Source organism: Serratia sp. CY27727 (genome assembly GCF_052169275.1).
In the GTDB taxonomy this organism is placed as follows: domain Bacteria; phylum Pseudomonadota; class Gammaproteobacteria; order Enterobacterales; family Enterobacteriaceae; genus Serratia; species Serratia sarumanii.
The window spans coordinates 151942-171848 of the sequence record NZ_JBJNLB010000010.1 but is presented as its reverse complement, the minus strand read 5'-3'; the positions used below and the strand labels follow the sequence as shown (position 1 = coordinate 171848).

General features: G+C 63.6%; 21 protein-coding genes. 13 read left to right on the top strand and 8 right to left on the bottom strand.

Annotated features, from left to right (window positions below; all coding sequences use genetic code 11):
• The first annotated feature begins 136 nt into the window (after positions 1 to 136).
• Positions 137 to 385 (top strand): glycine zipper domain-containing protein, encoded by a 249-nt coding sequence (locus ACJ8HB_RS20805; protein ID WP_004938127.1) that lies wholly within the window; start codon positions 137 to 139, stop codon positions 383 to 385.
• A gap of 238 nt (positions 386 to 623) precedes the next feature.
• Positions 624 to 2729, top strand: coding sequence for an elongation factor G (gene fusA, locus ACJ8HB_RS20800; RefSeq protein WP_094860162.1), 2106 nt, complete (start codon positions 624 to 626; stop codon positions 2727 to 2729).
• A gap of 27 nt (positions 2730 to 2756) precedes the next feature.
• Here the strand turns inward: fusA and ACJ8HB_RS20795 are convergent, their stop codons facing one another.
• Positions 2757 to 3725, bottom strand: coding sequence for a DMT family transporter (locus tag ACJ8HB_RS20795; RefSeq protein ID WP_094860161.1), 969 nt, complete (start codon positions 3723 to 3725; stop codon positions 2757 to 2759).
• Between the two features lie 98 nt (positions 3726 to 3823).
• Positions 3824 to 4651 carry an AraC family transcriptional regulator gene (locus ACJ8HB_RS20790; protein WP_094860160.1) on the bottom strand — a complete coding sequence of 276 codons (828 nt, stop codon included), beginning with the start codon at positions 4649 to 4651 and terminating at the stop codon, positions 3824 to 3826.
• A 196-nt stretch (positions 4652 to 4847) separates the two neighbouring features.
• Here ACJ8HB_RS20790 and ACJ8HB_RS20785 point away from each other — a divergent pair, with 196 nt between their 5' ends.
• Positions 4848 to 6281, top strand: coding sequence for an NAD-dependent succinate-semialdehyde dehydrogenase (locus ACJ8HB_RS20785; RefSeq protein ID WP_047567352.1), 1434 nt, complete (start codon positions 4848 to 4850; stop codon positions 6279 to 6281).
• A gap of 47 nt (positions 6282 to 6328) precedes the next feature.
• Here ACJ8HB_RS20785 and ACJ8HB_RS20780 read toward each other — a convergent pair whose 3' ends face one another.
• Genes ACJ8HB_RS20780 through ACJ8HB_RS20770 form a run of 3 tightly spaced genes read right to left on the bottom strand, consistent with a single transcriptional unit; the run spans position 6329 to position 9195 of the window.
• The gene (locus ACJ8HB_RS20780; RefSeq protein WP_047567349.1) at positions 6329 to 7231 is read right to left on the bottom strand and encodes an alpha/beta hydrolase; all 903 of its coding nucleotides are present in this window, start codon (positions 7229 to 7231) and stop codon (positions 6329 to 6331) included.
• Entirely contained in the window at positions 7218 to 8114 is an 897-nt protein-coding gene (locus ACJ8HB_RS20775; protein ID WP_047567346.1) for an alpha/beta fold hydrolase, read from the bottom strand. The genes ACJ8HB_RS20780 and ACJ8HB_RS20775 overlap by 14 nt, the downstream gene beginning before the upstream one ends.
• Before the next feature lie 25 nt (positions 8115 to 8139).
• Positions 8140 to 9195 carry a sugar phosphate isomerase/epimerase family protein gene (locus tag ACJ8HB_RS20770; RefSeq protein WP_047567344.1) on the bottom strand — a complete coding sequence of 352 codons (1056 nt, stop codon included), beginning with the start codon at positions 9193 to 9195 and terminating at the stop codon, positions 8140 to 8142.
• Between the two features lie 141 nt (positions 9196 to 9336).
• Here ACJ8HB_RS20770 and ACJ8HB_RS20765 point away from each other — a divergent pair, with 141 nt between their 5' ends.
• Complete coding sequence (locus tag ACJ8HB_RS20765; RefSeq protein ID WP_047567342.1) at positions 9337 to 9927, top strand: TetR/AcrR family transcriptional regulator; 591 nt, start codon at positions 9337 to 9339, stop codon at positions 9925 to 9927.
• Here the strand turns inward: ACJ8HB_RS20765 and ACJ8HB_RS20760 are convergent.
• Positions 9924 to 10226, bottom strand: a complete 303-nt coding sequence (locus tag ACJ8HB_RS20760) for a cupin domain-containing protein (RefSeq protein WP_047571614.1) — start codon at positions 10224 to 10226, stop codon at positions 9924 to 9926. The two genes, ACJ8HB_RS20765 and ACJ8HB_RS20760, sit on opposite strands and share 4 nt — an antisense overlap.
• A 78-nt stretch (positions 10227 to 10304) precedes the next feature.
• The gene (locus ACJ8HB_RS20755; protein ID WP_039565997.1) at positions 10305 to 11237 is read right to left on the bottom strand and encodes a LysR substrate-binding domain-containing protein; all 933 of its coding nucleotides are present in this window, start codon (positions 11235 to 11237) and stop codon (positions 10305 to 10307) included.
• Positions 11238 to 11406: 169 nt separating this feature from the next.
• Here ACJ8HB_RS20755 and ACJ8HB_RS20750 point away from each other — a divergent pair, with 169 nt between their 5' ends.
• From ACJ8HB_RS20750 to ACJ8HB_RS20710, 9 genes are all read left to right on the top strand, one after another.
• Entirely contained in the window at positions 11407 to 12357 is a 951-nt protein-coding gene (locus tag ACJ8HB_RS20750) for a branched-chain amino acid ABC transporter permease (RefSeq protein ID WP_047567337.1), read from the top strand.
• Between the two features lie 10 nt (positions 12358 to 12367).
• The gene (locus ACJ8HB_RS20745; protein WP_033648403.1) at positions 12368 to 13480 is read left to right on the top strand and encodes an ABC transporter permease subunit; all 1113 of its coding nucleotides are present in this window, start codon (positions 12368 to 12370) and stop codon (positions 13478 to 13480) included.
• On the top strand, positions 13477 to 14247 hold the full coding sequence (locus ACJ8HB_RS20740; protein ID WP_047567335.1) for an ABC transporter ATP-binding protein: 771 nt from the start codon (positions 13477 to 13479) through the stop codon (positions 14245 to 14247). The genes ACJ8HB_RS20745 and ACJ8HB_RS20740 overlap by 4 nt, the downstream gene beginning before the upstream one ends.
• A complete protein-coding gene (locus tag ACJ8HB_RS20735; RefSeq protein ID WP_047567334.1) occupies positions 14240 to 14953 on the top strand; it encodes an ABC transporter ATP-binding protein in 714 nt (237 codons plus the stop codon). The genes ACJ8HB_RS20740 and ACJ8HB_RS20735 overlap by 8 nt, the downstream gene beginning before the upstream one ends.
• Before the next feature lie 76 nt (positions 14954 to 15029).
• Positions 15030 to 16139, top strand: a complete 1110-nt coding sequence (locus tag ACJ8HB_RS20730; protein ID WP_370739150.1) for a branched-chain amino acid ABC transporter substrate-binding protein — start codon at positions 15030 to 15032, stop codon at positions 16137 to 16139.
• A gap of 18 nt (positions 16140 to 16157) precedes the next feature.
• The gene (locus ACJ8HB_RS20725; protein ID WP_033634625.1) at positions 16158 to 16649 is read left to right on the top strand and encodes an L-2-amino-thiazoline-4-carboxylic acid hydrolase; all 492 of its coding nucleotides are present in this window, start codon (positions 16158 to 16160) and stop codon (positions 16647 to 16649) included.
• Positions 16646 to 17872 carry a Zn-dependent hydrolase gene (locus ACJ8HB_RS20720; RefSeq protein WP_047567329.1) on the top strand — a complete coding sequence of 409 codons (1227 nt, stop codon included), beginning with the start codon at positions 16646 to 16648 and terminating at the stop codon, positions 17870 to 17872. The genes ACJ8HB_RS20725 and ACJ8HB_RS20720 overlap by 4 nt, the downstream gene beginning before the upstream one ends.
• An 82-nt stretch (positions 17873 to 17954) precedes the next feature.
• Positions 17955 to 18302: an ArsR/SmtB family transcription factor gene (locus tag ACJ8HB_RS20715; RefSeq protein ID WP_004938187.1), complete on the top strand. Its 348-nt coding sequence runs from the start codon at positions 17955 to 17957 to the stop codon at positions 18300 to 18302.
• Positions 18303 to 18305: 3 nt separating this feature from the next.
• Entirely contained in the window at positions 18306 to 18839 is a 534-nt protein-coding gene (locus ACJ8HB_RS20710; RefSeq protein ID WP_047567326.1) for an SRPBCC family protein, read from the top strand.
• On the opposite strand, the gene ACJ8HB_RS20705 is transcribed toward ACJ8HB_RS20710, so the two are convergent.
• Positions 18840 to 19868: a transporter gene (locus tag ACJ8HB_RS20705; protein WP_047567324.1), complete on the bottom strand. Its 1029-nt coding sequence runs from the start codon at positions 19866 to 19868 to the stop codon at positions 18840 to 18842.
• Positions 19869 to 19907: the final 39 nt, after the last annotated feature.

Genomic DNA, 19907 nt, shown 5'->3' with positions numbered 1-19907 from the left:
GGGTGAAGCCGTCACCGCGCGCCCGGCAAGACTTTTCTTTGCTCAGATTGCTCTTATAACGCACATAATGCTGCAAAAAGTGCCGTTCACCTGCTAGGCTTAAGGTTCGTTAACCCACAAGGAACAGGAGAGCAGCATGTTTGGAAAAGCGGAAGACAAAGCCAATGAAGCCGCAGGCGCGGTAGAAGAAGCGTTCGGCAAAGCCGTCGATTCGCCGGAGCATCAGGTGCGCGGCGCGGCGCGCAAATACGCCTCCCAGGCCAGCTATGCCGCCCGAGACGCAGCGGACAGCGTAAGAACCCAGGTGGAAGCCAACCCGCTGGCCGGCGTGGCCGTTGCGGCGGCGGTCGGCATCGTTTTCGGCTTCTTGCTGGGACGCAAATAACGGCGAATTCGCCGCTCGACAACAGGCCCGTTACGGGCCTTTTTTTTCGCCCTTTCCTCCACCTGCTTGCAAACTTTTATCTATCACAGCCATCGCTTAAAAAAACCAACGCCTTCAACTACGATTAGTTTGTGACCAGAGCGAGGCTCTGCGATCCGGCAGATAACCCTATGAGGATTATCACCATTATCCATGCTGTTTAAGCCGCTCTCCTTCACGCGGCTAAGAAAGGTTGATTATGGCTCGCACCACCCCTATCGAACGTTACCGCAATATCGGCATCTCCGCGCATATCGATGCCGGCAAGACCACCACCACCGAGCGGATTCTGTTTTACACCGGGGTCAGCCACAAGCTGGGTGAAGTGCATGACGGCGCGGCGACCATGGACTGGATGGCGCAGGAACAGGAACGCGGCATCACCATCACTTCGGCGGCCACCACCTGCTTCTGGAACGGCATGCAGCATAATTATCCGCAGCACCGCATCAATATCATCGACACCCCCGGCCACGTCGATTTCACCATTGAAGTGGAGCGCTCGATGCGCGTGCTGGACGGCGCCGTAATGGTCTATGATTCGGTGGGCGGCGTGCAGCCGCAGTCGGAAACCGTCTGGCGCCAGGCCAATAAATACAAGGTGCCGCGGCTGGCGTTCGTCAACAAGATGGATCGCATCGGCGCGGACTTTTTCCGCGTGCGCAACATGATGATCGAGCGCCTGAAAGCCAACCCGGTGCCGATCGTTATTCCGATCGGCGCCGAAGACCGCTTCAGCGGCGTGGTCGATCTGGTGCGGATGAAAGCCATCCTGTGGGACGAAGCCTCGCAGGGCATGAACTTCAGCTTCGAAGAGATCCCGGCCGAGCTGCGCGATTCGGCGCAGGAGTGGCGCGAAAACATGATTGAGGCCGCCGCCGAAGCCTCGGAAGAGCTGATGGAAAAATACCTCAACCAGGTGCCGCTGAGCGAAGAGGAGATCGTCCACGGGCTGCGGGTGCGCACCGTCGCCGGCGAAATCCAGCCGATGCTGTGCGGCTCGGCGTTCCGCAACAAAGGGGTGCAGCGCATGCTGGATGCGGTGATCGAGCTGATGCCCTCGCCGCTCGACGTGCCGCCGATGGAGGGCCACGGCGAACATGATGAAATCATCACCCGCAAAGCCGACGATAATGAAAAATTCTCGGCGCTGGCGTTCAAGCTGATGACCGACCCGTTCGTCGGCCAGCTGACCTTCGTGCGCGTCTACTCCGGGGTGCTGGCCAAAGGCAGCAGCGTTTACAACCCGATCAAGGGCAAAAAGGAGCGCATCGGCCGCATCGTGCAGATGCACGCCAACGATCGTAAGGACATCGACGAACTGCACGCCGGCGACATCGCCGCCTGCGTCGGCCTGAAGGACGTCACCACCGGCGATACGCTGTGCGATCCCGGCGCCATCATCACGCTGGAACGCATGACCTTCCCCGAGCCGGTGATCGCCCAGGCGATCGAGCCGAAGACCAAGGGCGACCAGGAGAAAATGGGCATCGCGCTGCAGCGCCTCTCTTCGGAAGATCCGTCGTTCCGCGTGCGCACCGATGAAGAATCAGGCCAGACCCTTATCTACGGCATGGGCGAGCTGCACCTGGAGATTATCGTCGATCGCATGCGCCGTGAATTCGGGGTGGAGACCACCACCGGCAAGCCGCAGGTGTCGTACCGCGAAACCATCCGCAAACGGGTGGCCGACGTGGAAGGCAAGTTTGTGCGCCAGTCAGGCGGTAAAGGGCAATACGGCCACGTGGTGCTGACCGTCGAACCGAACGAACCCGGCAAAGGCTTCGAGTTCTTCGATGAGATCAAGGGCGGCGTCATTCCGGGCGAGTTTATCCCGGCGGTGAAAAAAGGCGTGCTCGAGGCGCTGAACAACGGCGTGCTGGCCGGTTATCAGGTGGTGGACGTCAAGGTGCACCTGACCTTCGGTTCTTACCATGACGTCGACTCGTCGGAGCAGGCGTTCCGCATGGCGGCGATCTTCGGCTTCAAAGACGCCTGCCGCCTAGCGGATCCGGTGATCCTTGAGCCGATCATGTCGGTGGAGGTGGAAACGCCGGAGGATTACGCCGGCAACGTGATGGGCGACCTCTCCTCACGCCGCGGTCTGGTGCAGGGCATGGAAGAGATCCCGGGCGGCGGCGGCAAGGAAATTCGCGCCAAGGTGCCGCTGTCCGAGATGTTCGGTTACTCGACGACCCTGCGTTCGATGTCGCAGGGCCGCGCCACCTACACCATGGAATTCAGCCACTACGCCGAAGCGCCGCGCAACGTGGCCGAAGAGATCATTCACCACAGCAAGCGTTAACCCTCGCGCCCGCCTTCGCGGCGGGCGTCACCCCTGCTTGTCTTCCAGCGCCACCACCACCGGCTGCGGCTTGATGCGCATGGCGTACACCACGCCGGCGATCAGGCAGACGATGCCGGCCAGCGTCAGCAGCGGCGGCCAGGCCTGGCGCAGCAGAAAGGTATAGGCCAACCCCGCCAGAATTTCGAACACGATGAGCGGCCCCACCAACACCGTCGGCAGCCGCTGGCTGGCTTCGTTCCAGCACAGCGCCCCCAGCCAGGAGCAGAACACGCCGATGACCAGCATCAGCGGGATAAACACCTCGGGGCGCGGGCCGAACGGCAAGGCGAACGCCGGTTCGCTCAGCGCCAATTGGCCGCAGACCGCCAGATAGCCCAGCAGCGCCAGCGGCAGCGTCACCAGCCCTTGCGCCGTGGCCCAGGTGGCCGGCCGCTGCGTCGGGTTCTCCCGCAGCCAGCGCGAGTTGCGCAGCGGGAACCAGGTCCAGCACGCCACCGCCAACACGGCCAGCCCCAGGCCGCTGAGATAGCGCCAGCCGTCGACCGGCAGCGCATTGCCGCGCAGCTCGGCGACGTTCACGCACGCTAACCCGCAGACGATCAGCAGCAGCGCCGGCGCCAGCTTGCCCCAGGCCAGCCGCCCGTCGTGCCAGCCGTAAAACAGATTGGCGCAGATGGCGATCACCACCGGCAAGGTGCCGATGATCATGGTCGACACCGGGGCACCGGTACGCTGAATGGCGCTGGCCAGGCACAGGTAGTACAGCAGGTTGCCGATGGCCGTCAGCTTGAGCGCCTCCAGCCAATCCTGGCGCCGCAGCTTGCGCAGGCGGCGACGATCGAGCAAGGCCAGCGGCAAGGTGATCAGCCCGAAGGCCAGATAGCGCCCGGTGGACTGCAGCGCGGCGGGATAATCCGGCACCAGCAGCGGGCCGACGAAGATCAATCCCCACATCAGCCCGGCGGCCAGGGCAAACACAACGCCAATGAACATAACGACTCCGACAAACGGCCGGCGCGGCCAACCCGCCCGACAAGACAGCGGCAGAGTAGCGAAAACGCGGGGAGGAATTATTGTAGCAGGTTGCTGTTTTAACCCAATTTCACCTGTTTCTGGAAACGCACTGGCGTGACGCCGTAACGATTGGCGAAGGCGCGCGTCAGGTGCGCCTGATCGGTCAGCCCCGCCGCCGCCGCCACCTGTGCGGCGGGCATGCCGCGCTCCAGCATGCGTTTGGCCTGCGACAGCCGGATCGCCATCAGCATCTGCTGCGGCGAAACGTGGTATTCGGCCTTGAACTTGCGCAGAAAATGGTACGGGCTGAGCGACACCAGCTCGGCCAACTGATTGAGGGTCACGGCCTCGGCGAAGTTATCGTGCAGGTAGCTTTTCACCACCTCGAAACGGTGCGCCGCCTCGGCTTTTTCCCGCTGCCCGGTGCGGATATGCGGGTACAGCAGCTCGACCGCCTCCAACAGCAGGCCGTCCAGCGTAAGCGGATCGTCGGTTTGCCACAGCGTGGCGAGAATGGCGGACAGGCGCTGCGCCGCCCGCGGATCGTGGCGCACCGCATCGGTGAACCACTGACTCCGAGCGCCGGACAGCTGCTCCAGCGCCTCGGGCGCCAGATAGAGCATGCGGTAACACCAGCCGCCCGGCGTTTCGGCTTCGCCGGTATGCAGCTCGTCGGGGTTCATCAGCACCAGCGCGCCCGGCGCCGCCAGATGCTGCGCGCCGCGATAGCGGAAACGCTCCGCCCCGGTGTCTACGGTGCCGATAGCGAAGGCGTCGTGGGTATGCGGCTCGAAGGCATAGCGCTCAATGTGCGCCTGATAGAGTTCGACGCCCGGCAGATGCGACAAATGGCGGAACTGCGCGCAATCCTTCTCGAACGGAAACTGTTGCGGTACCCCTTGCACTCGACCTCCTCGTCCGTGCTGACAATCTGCTCAGCATAGCCAAAACATCGCCGGTTGAGTAGCCGCCCTGGCGCTTTCGTGCCCCTCGCCTGGACGATCGCCGCCATTCGGCGTAGGGTTAAGGTCCCTGTCCCTTTCAGGCGCGCCGCATCGCGAAGCTCATCGGCCCCTGACACTCCGCAAACAAGAGGCAACAATGTATCCGGATACTCAACTGTATATCGATGGACAATGGCGCAACGCACTGGCAGGGAAAACCCTGCCGGTCACCAACCCCGCCACCGACGAGGTAATCGGTCAAGTGGCGCACGCCGCCACAGAGGATCTCGATCTGGCGCTGGCCGCCACCGAGCGCGGATTTAACGTCTGGCGCGACACCGCCGCGCACCAGCGCGCCAACCTGATGCGCAAAGCGGCGGCGCTGCTGCGCGAACGCGCCAACGCCATCGCCGCCGTCATGACGCAGGAACAGGGCAAACCGGTGGCGCAGGCCAAAGTCGAAATTCTCAACGCCGCCGACGTTATCGACTGGTTCGCCGGCGAAGCCACCCGCACCTACGGGCAGATCATTCCGTCCCGCGCCCGCGACGTGCAGCAGCAAACCCTCAAGCTGCCGGTCGGCCCGGTGGCCGCCTTCACGCCGTGGAACTTCCCGATCAACCAGATCGTGCGCAAGCTGTCCGCCGCGCTGGCCGCGGGGTGTTCCATCATCGTCAAAGGCCCGGAAGAAACGCCGGCCTCGCCGGCTGAGCTGATCAAAGCCTTCGCCGACGCCGGCATCCCGGCCGGGGTGATCGCGCTGGTGTACGGCACCCCGGCGGAAATCTCGGAATACCTGATCCCGCATCCGACCATTCGCAAGATCTCCTTCACCGGCTCCACCCGCGTGGGCAAGCATCTGGCGGCGCTGGCCGGCCAGCATATGAAAAAGGCCACCATGGAGTTGGGCGGCCATGCGCCGGTGCTGATCTTCGACGACGCCGATCTCGACGCGGCGGCCAAAGAGCTGGCGCAGTCCAAGTTCCGCAACGCCGGCCAGGTCTGTATCGCCCCGACCCGCTTCCTGATCCAGCAAGGCGTTTATGAAGCCTTCGTGGAGAAATTCACCGCCGCCGTGCGTGAACTCAAGCTCGGCAACGGGCTGGAAGACGGCATCACCATGGGGCCGATGGTGCTGGGCCGCAGCGTCGACAATATCGAGGCGCTGGTGCAGGATGCCGTCGCCCACGGGGCAAAAGCCTGCACCGGCGGCAAGCGCGTGGCGGGCAAAGGCAACTTCTTCGAGCCGACGGTGCTGCGCGACGTGCCGCTGAGCGCCCGCGCCATGTCGGAAGAGCCGTTTGGCCCGGTCGCCCTGCTGCGCTCGTTCGCCACCTATGACGAGGCGATCGCCGAAGCCAACCGCCTGCCGTACGGCCTGGCCGCCTACGCTTACAGCCGCCACATCGCCACCGTCAATGCGCTGGGGCGCGACGTGGAGAGCGGCATGCTGAGCATCAACCACATCGGTTTCGGCCTGCCGGAAACGCCGTTTGGCGGCGTGAAGGACTCCGGTCACGGCACCGAAGGCGGCAGCGAAGCGATCGAATCCTACCTGGAAACCCGCTTCGTCACCGTCGCCGGCCGTTAATCGCGTGTCGGATGAATAGCCAAAAGCCCCGCAGTGCGGGGTTTTTTTTACTCGCGAGCCAGTTCGAACAGCCGCCGCGCCGCCGGGGTCAGCCCCAGCATGTGAATGTAGGCATGCACCATGCCCGGCAACCGTTCGCAGCGTACCGGCACGCCCGCCTCGCGCAGCCGCTGCGCATACTGCTCGGCCTCATCGCGCAGCGGATCATATTCGCAGCTCAGGATGGTGGCCGGCGGCAATCCGCGCAGCGTAGCGGCGTGCAGCGGTTCGGCGCCGGGATCGCGCCGCTGGGCCAGATACTGCTGCCAACAAAATACCATCGCGTCGCGCGTCAGAAAGTGCCCCTCGGCAAACTCGCGATAGCTCATCGTCGTCATCTCGCGGCTGAGCGCCGGGTACAGCAGCAGCTGGCGCTCGATGTGCGGGCCGCCGCGATCCCGCGCCAACAGCGCGACGGCCGCCGCCAGATTGCCCCCGGCGCTGTCGCCGCCTACCGCCAGGCGCTGCGCGTCGATCCCCAACTGCGGCGCCTGTTGCGCCACCCAGCAGAGCGCCCGATAGACATCTTCCAGCGGCTGCGGAAACGGGTATTCCGGCGCCAGACGATAGTCGACCGACAGGATCACCCGGCCGGTGGCGTTGGCCAGCGCCTGACAGGGCCGATCGTACAGCGCCAGCGAACCGAGGCACCAGCCGCCGCCGTGGGCGAACAGCATTGCCGGCTGCGCGGCGGCGCGGTTTTCCCCCGCCGGGAGATAGGCGCGCAGCGCGATCCGATACCCATCGGCGGCGACCACCGTAAAGTCCCTGACGCCGCCGCTCGGTTCCGCCTCGCCCTGCAGCCGGCGTAAACCGGTTTCCGCGGCCACGCGCATTTCCGCCAGCGACGCGGGGGGCGGCGCATCGGCCGATGCCGTCAAAAAGGCGGCAATGCGTTCATCGAGCGGCATGTGGCTCTCCTGCCAGGAACGGCGTAATCAGTGCAATAAATTCCTCATGACACTCTTCGGTAATGAAATGCCCGCAGCCGGCGATCGTTTCGCCCCGCAGATCGTGCGCATTGCCTCGCAGCGTCGTCAGCGGCGCGTCGCCGGTGGCGTGCTCCGCCCCTACCGTCAACACAGGCATCGTCAGGGGCGTGGCGGCGCGCTGCCGATTCTGCCGCACGGTCTCCGGGATCGCCCGGTAATAGTCGAATCCGGCGCGCAGGCCGCCCGGTGCCGAATAGGCGGCGATATATACCTGCGCCGCCACCCGATCGCGCCGATAGGACCAGCGGTTGAAGATATAGCCAAGATACTCCCGCTCACGCCCCTGGGTCAGGGTCTCCGGCAAATCCGCCAGCTGGTTGAACATGAAATGCCACAGGAAGATGTTCTCCTCCGGCGCGACGAAAATCGGCGGCGGCGGCGCCAGGCCGGGGATCACCGCCTCCGTCAGCACCAGGCGCTCCACCGCCTGCGGAAAATCGCTCGCCATGGCGTAACCAATCCACATGCCGATGTCGTGGCCAACCAGTTGGTAACGTTCATGGCCCAGCAGCGTCATCATCGCGTGCAACGCCGCACCGACGCTGCCGGTGTCGTATCCGCCAGCGGGATTGTCGGAATCGCCGATGCCCGGCGGATCGACGGCGATCGCCTGAAAACCGGCCGCCGCTAGCGCTTGCATCACATGGCGCCAGGTGTACCAGGTTTGCGGCCAGCCGGGGATCAGCAGCACCGGCCTCCCTTCACCGGCCATCACGCAGTGAAGGCGCCGGCCGTTGACCTGGAGATAGACGTGTTCCGCCGCGAGATCCGCCAACGGGATCTCGTTCTGTAGGTGTTGCATGGGGTGACTCCCTGAAGGATTAGGCTCAGCGAATGCCGAGCAACGCGTTGATTTGCTGTGGGTTGACCGGTGCGCCGGCGAAGTCGTCGAACACTTTATCGGTGACGCGGATAATGCGATCGCGAATGAAAGCTGCGCCTTCGCGCGCGCCGTCCTGCGGATTTTTCAGGCAACATTCCCACTCCAGCGCCGCCCAGCCCGAATAACCGTACTGCGTCAGACGCGAAAAGATGCCGTTGAAATCGACCTGGCCGTCGCCCAGCGAGCGGAAGCGGCCGGCGCGATCGATCCAGGATTGATAGCCGCCGTAAATACCCTGGCGCCCGGTCGGATTGAACTCGGCGTCCTTGACGTGGAACATGCCGATAACCTCTTTATAGATATCGATAAACTCCAGATAGTTGAGCTGCTGCAGCACCATATGGCTCGGATCGAACAGCACCCGGCAACGCGGATGATGGCCGACGCGCTCATGAAACCTCTCGAACGTCACGCCGTCGTGCAGATCCTCGCTCGGGTGAATTTCGTAACACAGGTTGATCCCCTGCTCGTCGCAGGCGTTAAGCACCGGCAGCCAGCGCCTGGCGAGCTCGTCGAACGCGGTGTCGATCAGCCCTTCCGGGCGCTGTGGGAACGGGAACAGATAGGGCCAGGCCAGCGAACCGGAAAAGGTGCCCAGCTCGCTGAGCCCGAGCCGCGCCGACGCCTTCACCGCCAGCAGCATTTGCTGCCGCGCCCACTCGCCGCGCGCCTGCGGATTGCCCTGCAGCGCCGGCGGCGCGAAGCTGTCAAACAGCGCATCGTAAGCCGGGTGTACCGCCATCAGCTGGCCGAAGATATGGCTGGTCAATTCGCTGACCACCAACCCCTGTTCCGCCAACATGCCGGTCAAATCATCGCAGTAGGTTTGGCTTTCCGCAGCGGTGGCCACGTCGAATAAACGCCGATCCCAGGCCGGGATCTGCAGCGCGCTAAAGCCGGTCTGCGCCGCCCACTCGGCAATGGCGGGCAGGCTGTTGAACGGCGCTGTCTCATCGCTGAACTGCGCGAGATGCAGGCTTGGACCTTTGAGGGTTTTCATCGTAAACTCCTATTTGTTGTCGATTGACAAACAATAGGAGCAAAGCGCGATGACCGCAAGCGAAATTTATAAAGACATTGGTATTCCCCGCCGATTTAAGCGATCCTATGTCGCTGAATGACAGGCAAATTGGAGCAGCGAATGGCAGGCAGACCGCGCGAGTTCGACCGCGAACAGGCGCTTTTGAAGGCGCGAAACTTATTCTGGCGACAGGGTTACGAAGGCACTTCGATGTCGGATCTGGTGGCGGAATTGGGCATTGCTTCCGCGCGCATCTACAAGGCGTTCGGCTCCAAAGAGCAGCTGTTCCGCGAGGCGATAGCCAGTTATGAAACCGCGGAAGGCGGCTTCGCCGATCGCGCCTTTGCGCAGGAAAGCGGCATTCGCCCGGCGATCAAACGCCTGCTGGAAGACGCCGTGCGGCTCTACAGCCGGCCGGATCTGCCGCAGGGTTGCATGGTTGTCTCCTCCGCAGCCAGCGTCAGTGCGGAAAACGACGGGCTCAAAACCTGGCTGGCTGAGCATCGGTTGCAGCGCACCCAGCAGATCGTCGAACGGCTGCGGCAGGCGGTGCAAGCCGGCGAACTGCCGGCCGGCACCGACGCCGACAGCCTGGGGGACTTTTTCGCGGTCTTCCTGCACGGCCTGTCGATTCAAGCGCGTGACGGCGTCACTGAAACGCGGCTATTGGCGGCGGTAAAGGTGGCGCTGACGGCCCTGGGCAACGCTTAATCTTCCGGCAAATCGAAAATCACCAGCGTGCCTTCGCTGCCCGGCAACACGCGGTGCGCTACGCCGGCCGCGGCCTGATACAGCTGGCCGGCCTGCACCACAATCGTTTCCCCCGCCACCTGCAGCCGCAGCTGCCCGCGGATCACCAGCAGCCCTTCGCTGTAATCATGCACTTCATCCGCAATGCTGCGCTCATCCATGCGCAGCACTTTGATATTGGCCGCACCGACGCGGCCCAGCACGGTAGAAAGCCAGGCCTCAGGCAGTTCGGCCGCCTGCAGGTTTAAATCGAACAGCATCGTCATACCTTATCGCTACAGAGGAACCGGCACTTTACTGCAAAGCCGTCACGTGCTGAAAGACGCATTGGTTGCAGATTATGCCCCGGCGTTCTGAGCCGCCGCCTCACGGCGCAGCCACTGCCGCAAATTTTCGCCTTCCTGCGACAGTTCGCTATCCAGGCGAGCGCACAGGTAATAATCGCGGCCGTCGTCGATCGGCAGATCGAACATTTTGATTAACTCACCGCTCTCAAGGTAGTGGGCGATTAACGGCTCACGCATCAGCGCGCATCCCAATCCCGCCTGCACCGCCGCCAGCGTCAACAATCCGTCTTCGAACATCGGGCCGATGCTGCGCAGCGGGCGTTTAACGCCGGCCTGCTGAAACCATTGCATCCAGGTATTGCGCTCCTCGTCGTGCAGCAGCGGCAGCGTCGCCAGCTGATCCGGCGTATCGAGCAAACCATGCAGTTTACTGAACGCCCGGCTGCACACCGGCACCATTTGGCCGGACATCAGCTTTTCGCTGCGATAGCCGGTCCACTGCCCAACCCCGAAGCGGATCGACAGATCGGCGGCGTCGCTCAGGTAATTGCGGTGGTTGGCGTAAACCACATTGATGTCGATATCCGGATTTTCGCGCAGAAAGCCGCGCAGCCGCGGAATGAACCATCCCATGCCGAACAGCGGGATCAGGCTGATGGTGACCTGCCGCGATGCGGACTGCTCGCGCACGTGTTCGGTCGCCTGGCGCAGCACGTTAAACGCCGAGCGGATCGAACGGTAATACTCCCGCCCCTCGCTGCGCAGCACCAGATGACGCCCCTGCCGTTCTGTCAGCGGCATCTGCAAAAACGCCTCCAGCGTTTTCAGCTGATGGCTGACCGCCGAAGGCGAAATCATCAGCTCCTTCGCCGCCGCGCTGATGCTGCCCAGGCGCGCGATGGCTTCGAACGCCCGCACGGCGCGCAGCGGCGGATCGTTCGGCAGCATCGGCAACGGCTCATCATACTGTTCTGTTTTTTTCATATATCTATTGTTTTATGGAAGTCACGGAGAGAGGATTTATTTAATATACATAAAAATCAACAAATTAAAATCACTCGTTTTTTGTATAAGAAAGTATTTTTCCGTATTTTACAATTTTTTTAAATTCTCTACTGTGAGCCTCCTGACTCATTATCTCCGGACTCTCCTTATGGATACGCTGGTACAGCAGACCGTCAACGGTTTGATGCTCGGCAGCATCTATGCGCTGATCGCGCTCGGCTACACCATGGTGTACGGCATCCTGCGCATCATCAACTTCGCGCATGGCGACGTGCTGATGGTCGGGGCGCTCAGCGCGCTGTCGGCGATCGGCGTGTTGCAGCATCATTTTCCCGCGCTATCGCCCTACGCCACGCTGCTGCTGGCGGCCCTGTTAGCCATGGCCGTCTGCGCCATCACCTCGATGGCGATCGAGCGCCTGGCCTATCGCCGGTTGCGCAATGCGCCGCGCCTGGCCCCGCTGATCAGCGGCATCGGCGTCTCGCTGCTGTTGCAAACCCTGGCGATGCTGATCTGGTCACGCAATCCCCTGATGTTTCCGCAGCTGTTGCCGATGGCGCCCATCGCCCTGACCGCAGGCAGCGCCGAACATGCGCCGGCGGTGATCACCGGCACCGCGATCGTCACGCTGGCGGTAGCCGTGGTGGTCATGGCCGGCCTCTGGCTGCTGGTCGAACACAGCCGTTTCGGCCGCGCCATGCGCGCCACGGCGGAAAACCCGCAGGTCGCCGGCCTGATGGGCATCAGTCCTGACCGCATCATCGTTCTGACCTTTGCGCTCGGCGGCGCGCTGGCGGCGGTAGCTGGCATCATGATGGCCAGCAACTACGGCAACGCCGGTTTCTCGATGGGCTTTCTGCCCGGCATCAAAGCCTTTACCGCCGCCGTGCTCGGCGGCATCGGCAACCTGCGCGGCGCGATGCTCGGCGGTTTGCTGCTGGGGCTGTTCGAATCGCTGGGCACCGGCTATCTCGGCGAGCTGACCGGCGGCGTATTCGGCAGCAACTACCAGGACGTCTTCGCGTTTCTGGTGCTGATCGCCGTACTGGTCTTCCGCCCCTCCGGGCTGTTGGGCGAACGCATCGCCACGCGCGCATAAGGACATCATGATGACCGTTTTAACTTCCACGCTTCCCCTGGCCACGCCTCGGCGCGCCAGGCTGGGGCTGACGCTGTTCATTCTCGCTCTGCTGCTGGCGCCCTGGGTCGCGGGCGCCGCCGGCGGCAACTACTGGGTGCGCGTCGTCGACTTCGCGCTGCTGTACCTGATGCTGGCGCTCGGGCTGAACATCGTGGTGGGCATGACCGGCTTGCTGGACATGGGCTTTATCGCTTTTTACGCCGTTGGCGCCTATCTGGCCGCGCTGCTGTCGTCACCGCATCTGACGCAGCAGTTCCCGCTGCTGCTGCAGTGGTTCCCCGACGGGCTTCATCTGTCGATGCTGTGGCTGATCCCGCTGGCGGCGCTGCTGGCGGCCGTGTGCGGCATTCTGCTTGGCGCGCCGACGCTGCGGCTGCGCGGCGACTATCTGGCGATCGTCACGCTCGGTTTCGGCGAGATCGTACGTATTTTGATGCGCAATCTCGATCGCCCGGTCAACCTCACCAACGGCCCCAAAGGCATTTCCGGCATCGACCCGGTCAGCCTGTTCGGCCTGAAGTTTTCCGGCATGCATGAGTGGTTCGGCGTGCGTTTCTCCGGTCTGTACCTCTATTACTACCTGTTCGCCGCCCTGCTGCTGGCGATCCTGTTTATCAGCCTGCGGTTGCAAAATTCGCGCATCGGCCGCGCATGGACGGCGATCCGCGAAGACGAGGACGCCGCGCGGGCGATGGGCATCAACACCCGCAACTTCAAGCTATTGGCCTTTGCCATCGGCGCCACCTTCGGCGGCGTGGCCGGCGCGCTGTTCGCCGCGTTTCAGGGCTTCGTGTCGCCGGAATCGTTCACCCTGCAGGAATCGATCGCCGTCCTGGCGATGGTGGTGCTCGGCGGCATGGGGCACATCCCCGGGGTGATCCTGGGCGCGCTGCTGCTGGCCGCCCTGCCGGAGCTGCTGCGCAGCAGCATGGGGCCGCTGCAGCAGGCGCTGTTCGGCCAGGTGCTGATCGACCCGGAAATCATTCGCCAACTGTTTTACGGCCTGGCGCTGATCCTGGTGATGCTGTATCGCCCGGCGGGCCTGTGGCCGGCCCGCCATATAAGGGGGAACGCCGCATGACGCCTTTGCTCACTTTAAATCACGTCAGCAAACGCTTCGGCGGCCTGACGGCGGTGGATGACGTCAGCATGAGCATCCGCCAGGGGGAAATCTATGGCCTGATCGGGCCGAACGGCGCCGGTAAGACCACCTGCTTCAATCTGATCACCGGTCTGTATCGCGCCGACGCGGGCGAATTCCGCCTGTCGGGCCAGCGCTATAGGCCCCAGGCGATCGATAAAGTGGCGCAGGCCGGCATCGCCCGCACCTTCCAGAACCTGCGGCTGTTCAACGAAATGAGCGTGCTGGAAAACGTGATGGTCGGCTGCCACGTGCGCACCCGCAACGGCCTGTGGGCGGCGATCGCCCGCCACCGCCGCGCCAGGGAGGAGGAACAGGCGGTGCGCGATAAGTCCCATGCGCTGCTGGAGTACGTCGGCATCGGCCAATTCGCCCATTACCGCGCCGGCGATCTCGCCTATGGTCATCAGCGCCGCCTGGAGATCGCCCGCGCGCTGGCGACCGAACCCCGGCTGCTGGCGCTGGACGAACCGGCGGCCGGCATGAACGCCGGAGAAAAAGTGGCGCTGCGCGAGCTGCTGCTGCGCATTCGCGACAGCGGCAAAACGCTGCTGTTGATCGAACACGACGTCAAGCTGGTGATGGGCCTGTGCGATCGCCTGACGGTGCTGGACTACGGCAAAGCGATCGCCGAAGGCGAACCGGCGCAGGTTCGGCGTGAACCGGCGGTCATACAGGCCTATCTGGGAGGTGGCGCGCATGTCTGAAGCCCTGCTGAGCGTTAAACGACTCAAAGTGTCCTACGGCGGCATTCATGCGGTCAAAGGCATCGATTTTACGGTCAACGCCGGCGAACAGGTCACGCTGATCGGCGCCAACGGCGCGGGCAAGACCTCCAGCCTGCGGGCGCTGACCGGGCTGCAACCGTTCGAGGGCGACATCCTGTTCGACGGCCGTTCGATTCGCGGCATGGCGCCGCACCGCTTGCTGCAACAGGGGCTGGTGATGGTGCCGGAAGGTCGCGGCATTTTCACCCGCCTGACGGTGCGAGAAAACCTGCAGCTGGGCGCCTATGCGCGGCGTGACAAACCGGCGGTGCGGCACGATTTCGAACGGGTATGCGCCACCTTCCCGCGCCTGAACGAGCGCCTGAACCAACCGGCCGGGCTGCTTTCGGGCGGCGAACAGCAGATGGTGGCGATGGGCCGCGCGCTGCTCAGCCGCCCGCGCCTGTTGATATTGGACGAGCCGTCGATGGGGCTGGCGCCGATTGTGGTGGAAGCCATTTTTTCGGTCATCAAACAGCTGGCGCGTGACGGCGTCACGCTATTGCTGGTCGAGCAAAACGCCCGCCTGGCGCTAGAATCCACCGATCGCGCCTATGTGCTGGACAGCGGCAGCCTGAGCCACACCGGCCGCTCCGCCGACATGCTGGACGATGAAAAAATCAAACAGATCTATTTGGGTGAATAACCGTTGTTACCTTTAACCGCACCAGGAGTATGACATGCAGCAGAACTTTCGCATCAAGCCGTTGGCGCTGGCCGCCATGACGATGATCCTGAGCCTCCCGGCGCTGGCGGACGACACCGTGCTGATCGGCCTGGCCGGGCCGCTGACCGGCCCTTCCGCGCGCATCGGCAAAGATCTCGAAAACGGCGCGCGGCTGGCGATCGCCGACGCCAACGCGCAAAAGCCGACGCTGAACGGCAAACCGGTCACCTTCAAATTGCTGTCCGAGGACGATCAGTCCGATCCGCGCACCGCCGTGGCCGTCGCGCAGCGTTTGGTCGACGAAGGCGTCGCCGCCGTGGTCGGCCACTGGAACACCGGCACCAGCATCCCGGCGGCGCGTATCTATCACGACGCCGGCATCGCCCAGGTGGCGCCGGTCTCCACCGGCCACGGCTACACGCAACAAGGCTTTGACACCAGCTTCCGCGTGATGGGCCATGACGACGACGGCGGCAACTATGCCGGGCAGTATGCGGTGAAAACGCTGAAAGCCCAGCGCATCGCGGTGATCGACGATCGCACCGCCTTCGGCCAGGGCCTGGCGGACGAGTTCATCAAATCGCTGCAGGCCCAGGGCGTGCAGCCGGTCACCCGCGAATACGTCGACGACAAGACCGTCGATTTCAGCGCCGTGCTGACCACCGTGCGCAGCAAAAACGCCGATCTGATCTTCTTCGGCGGCGTGGACTCCCAGGCGGCACCGCTGGCGCGCAAACTGAAACAGCTGGGCATGAACGCGCAGCTGATGGGCGCAGGCGGCTTTGTCAGCCAGACCTTCCTGACGCTGGCGCAGCGTGAAGGCGAAGGCGTCGTCGCGCTGGAGCCGGGGCTGCCGCTGGAACAGATGCCGGGCGGCAAGGCGTTTGAACAAGCCTACCGCGACCGTTATCGCACCCACATCGAACTGCATGCGCCCTTCGCCTACGACGCCACCCGGGTGCTGATCGCCGCCATCGAACAGGCAGGCTCGGCCAATCCGGCCGATTACCTGCCGAAACTGCGCGCCATCCATTATCAGGGCGTGACCGGCGCCATCGCCTTCGATGCGCAGGGCAACCTGCAACAGCCGAGCTTCACCCTGTACCGGGTAGTGGACGGCAAATGGCAGCCGCAAACCGTGTTGGGCGGCGCCAAACCACAATAAATCAAGAGGAGCAAGGCGATGAGCTGTGCAAACAACGAGTTGGGCATTTTGGCCCGCAGAAAGATCGAAGCGGAGATCATCAAACCGATCTACCAGATCCTGGTGCGTGAAATCGGCAAGGCGCGCGCTCAGGCGGTGATCGGCGAAGCCATCGAGAATGCCGCCATCGAGGCGGGCAAACGGTTCGCCGCACAGGAGCCGAACGGCGCGGATCTGCGCAGCTTCGCCGCCTTGCAGTATCTGTGGGAAAAAGACGACGCGCTGCGCGTTGAGGTGATCAACCAGGACGAACAACACTTCGACTATAACGTCACCCGCTGCCGCTACGCCGAGATGTACCACGAGATGGGGCTGGGGGAAATCGGCCACCTGCTCTCCTGCGCGCGCGACAGCCAATTTATCGTCGGCTATGCGCCGGAGGTCGAGCTGCAGCGCAGCCAAACCATCATGTCCGGCGCCCCCTGCTGCGATTTCCGCTACACCGCCAAAACGCCGGGAGAAGAACAATGACGTATCGGGTCAACGGCGAGCGCCTGTGGCAAAGCCTGCACGCGATGGCGCAGTTCGGCGCCATCGCCGACAACGGCGTCACCCGCCTGGCGCTCAGCGAAGAGGATCGCCAGGCGCGCGACCAGCTGCGCCTGTGGGCGCTGGAGGCCGGTTGCAGCGTGCGCGTCGATCGAATGGGCAACATGTTCCTGCGCCGTGAAGGCGCGCGGCCCGAGCTGGCGCCGGTGGTCACCGGTTCTCACGGCGACTCGCAGCCCCGCGGTGGCCGTTTCGATGGCATCTACGGCGTGCTGGCCGGGTTGGAGGTGATTCGCAGCCTTAACGATCGGCAGATCGTCACCGAACGCGCAATTGAAGTGATCAACTGGACCAACGAAGAAGGCGCTCGCTTCGCGCCGGCGATGATCGCCTCCGGCGTGTTCGCCGGGGTCTTCGAGCTGGAATACGGTCTGACGCGCCGCGACGAGCACGGCGTCAGCCTCGGCGACGCGCTGGAACGCATCGGCTACGCCGGCGAACACCCGGTGGGCGGCACGCCGATCCATGCCGCCTTCGAGCTGCACATCGAACAGGGGCCGATTCTGGAAGCGGAGCACCTCGACATCGGCGTGGTAACCGCCGCACAGGGGCAGCGCTGGTACGAACTGGAGGTCGTCGGCTTCAGCGCCCACGCCGGCACCACGCCGATGGATCGCCGCCGCGACGCCCTGCTGGGGTTCACCGAGCTGGTGACGGCGGTCAACCGCATCGGCTGGGATTTCGCGCCCGACGCGCGCGCCACGGTGGGCATGGCGCAAATTACCCCCAATTCACGCAACGTGGTGCCGGGCCGGGTCTTTTTCAGCGTCGAATTCCGCCATCCGCAGGAGTCAATTCTGGAACAGATGGAGCAGCGCCTGCTGGCGGCGGTAAACCACGTCAACGGCGGCGGCCTGACCGCTCGCGCCGAGCGCATTTTCCAGTATCCCCCGATCGCTTTTGATCGGGGCTGCATCGACAGCGTACGTCATGCCGCGCAAGCGTTGGGCTACCGCCATCGCGACATGATTTCCGGCGCCGGCCACGATGCCTGTTACCTTAACCGCGTCGCCCCAACCGCCATGATTTTCATTCCCTGCGTGGACGGCATCAGCCACAACGAGCGGGAAGACATCACCCCCGCCTGGGCAACCGCCGGCGCCGACGTGTTGCTGAACGCCCTGCTGGCGCAAGCCGGCGCCTGATCCCCGCCCCGGTTTTTCGCCGGGGCAAAAAATATTCAACAAAACGGTTGAATATTAGCCCGCCTGTTCTATATTCAACCATATGGTTGAATTATCTTCCTCACAGCTGGACGCCATTTTTCATGCGCTGGCCGACCCGACCCGCCGCTCGATGTTACGTGCGCTGGCCGGCGGTGAGCGCAGCATCGGCGAACTGGCCGCGCCGCTGCAGATGTCGTTCGCCGGCGCCTCCAAGCACGTGAAAGCACTGGAACATGCGGGCCTGGTGCAACGCACCGTGCAAGGAAGAAACCATATCTGCCGGCTCGAACCCGAGCCTATGGCGCAGGCCATGCACTGGCTGCAAACCTATGAACATTTCTGGACTGAACGGCTGGATGCGCTCGAACAGGCGCTGCTGCAGCCCGAACAGCTTCCTCCCAAGGAGTGAACCATGAATGATTACGGCATGATTATCGAACCCGGTACGCTGCGCATCCAGCGGCTGCTGCCCGGCCCCATCGAGCGGGTGTGGGCTTACCTGACCGAATCCGACAAGCGCGCCACCTGGCTGGCGGCCGGCGCCATGACGTTGGAGAACGGCGCGCCGCTGGAGCTGGAATTTCGCAACTCCGATCTGGCGGGCGAGCACGAACCACCGCCGGCCAAGTACAAACAGCACGGCGGCTGCGTCAGCAACCGCGGCCACATCACCTGCCTGTTCCCGCCGCGCCTGCTGAGCTTTACCTGGGCCGAACAGGATCAGGGCCGCCCTTCCGAGGTGACCTTCGAACTGACGGAACAGGGAGGCGCCGTGCTGCTGACGGTCACCCACCGGCGCTTGGCCAACCGCGACGAGATGCTCAGCGTCGCCGGCGGCTGGCACACCCATCTGGATATCCTGCAGGATCGCCTGCACGATCGGGCGCCGCAGCCGTTCTGGAGCACCCATGCCCGGCTGGAAGAAGAGTACCGCGCCCGCCTGTAATTACGACTCGTCCCTGCGCCTGAACGCCAGATAACCGGCGATCAGCGTAAAACTGCCGACCAGCAACACCAGCAGGATAAAACCGTGGTGATTGCTGGCCAGCGGGATCCCCCCCACGTTCATGCCGAAGAAACCGGCGACGATATTGATCGGCAGCGCCAGCACGGTGATTACCGTCAGCGTGTAGAGCGTGCGGTTGTTCTGCTCCATCAGCTTGGCGCCCAGCTCCTCCTGCAACAGCCGGATGCGTTCGGTCAGGCTGGCGAGATCGTTCAACACCACGGTGAACTCTTCGGTAAACTGCCGCAGATCCTGCACCACCTCACGGCTCAGCCAGGTCGGCGGCCGGTTCAACAGGCGAAACAGCGCGGCCGGTTCGGGCGCCAACAGGCGCTGAAAGCGCAGCAGCATGCGGCGCATGCGCCCCAGCTCGGTGCGATTGCGTTTGACGCGGCGCGTCAGCAGGCGATCCTCGATGGTATCGACATACTGGTTGGCCTGCCGCACCACCTGCTCCAGCACGTCTTCCTGCTCTTCCAGCAGGTGCGCCAGCAGTTCGGTGGACGAGGCCAGCTGCAGCGCCGTCAGGCGGCCGAGCAGCCGTTCAATCAGCCGCCCCGGTTTATGGCGCACGGTCACCACCAGCCCGCGGCAGCAATAGAGCCACAGCGTCGCCGTTTCCGGGTTGCTCTCCTCAGGGTGGAAGATCACATCGTTGAGCACCGCGAACAGATCGTCGCCCTGGCGCTCAATGCGCGTGGTGTGCGAACCGTGGCGAATCTCGTGGAAGAAAAAATCGGAAATGGCGAAATGATTTTTCAACCACTTCTCCGCCGCCGCGTGGTTGAGATTGAGGTGCAGCCAGATAAAACCGTCGCCGGGCGGCAACGTCTGATAGGCCTGGCAGATCTGCTGCGAGTTCAGGCGCCTCGGTGGCTCACCGGAACGAAACACATGGCCGTAGATCAGCCCGGTGACTTCATCATCAAAATCCAGCTTGTGCATCTTTTCCGCTAACCGTTGCACCATAACGCCCTATCCTGCCTGTTGCCGTTAACCCAAGACCGT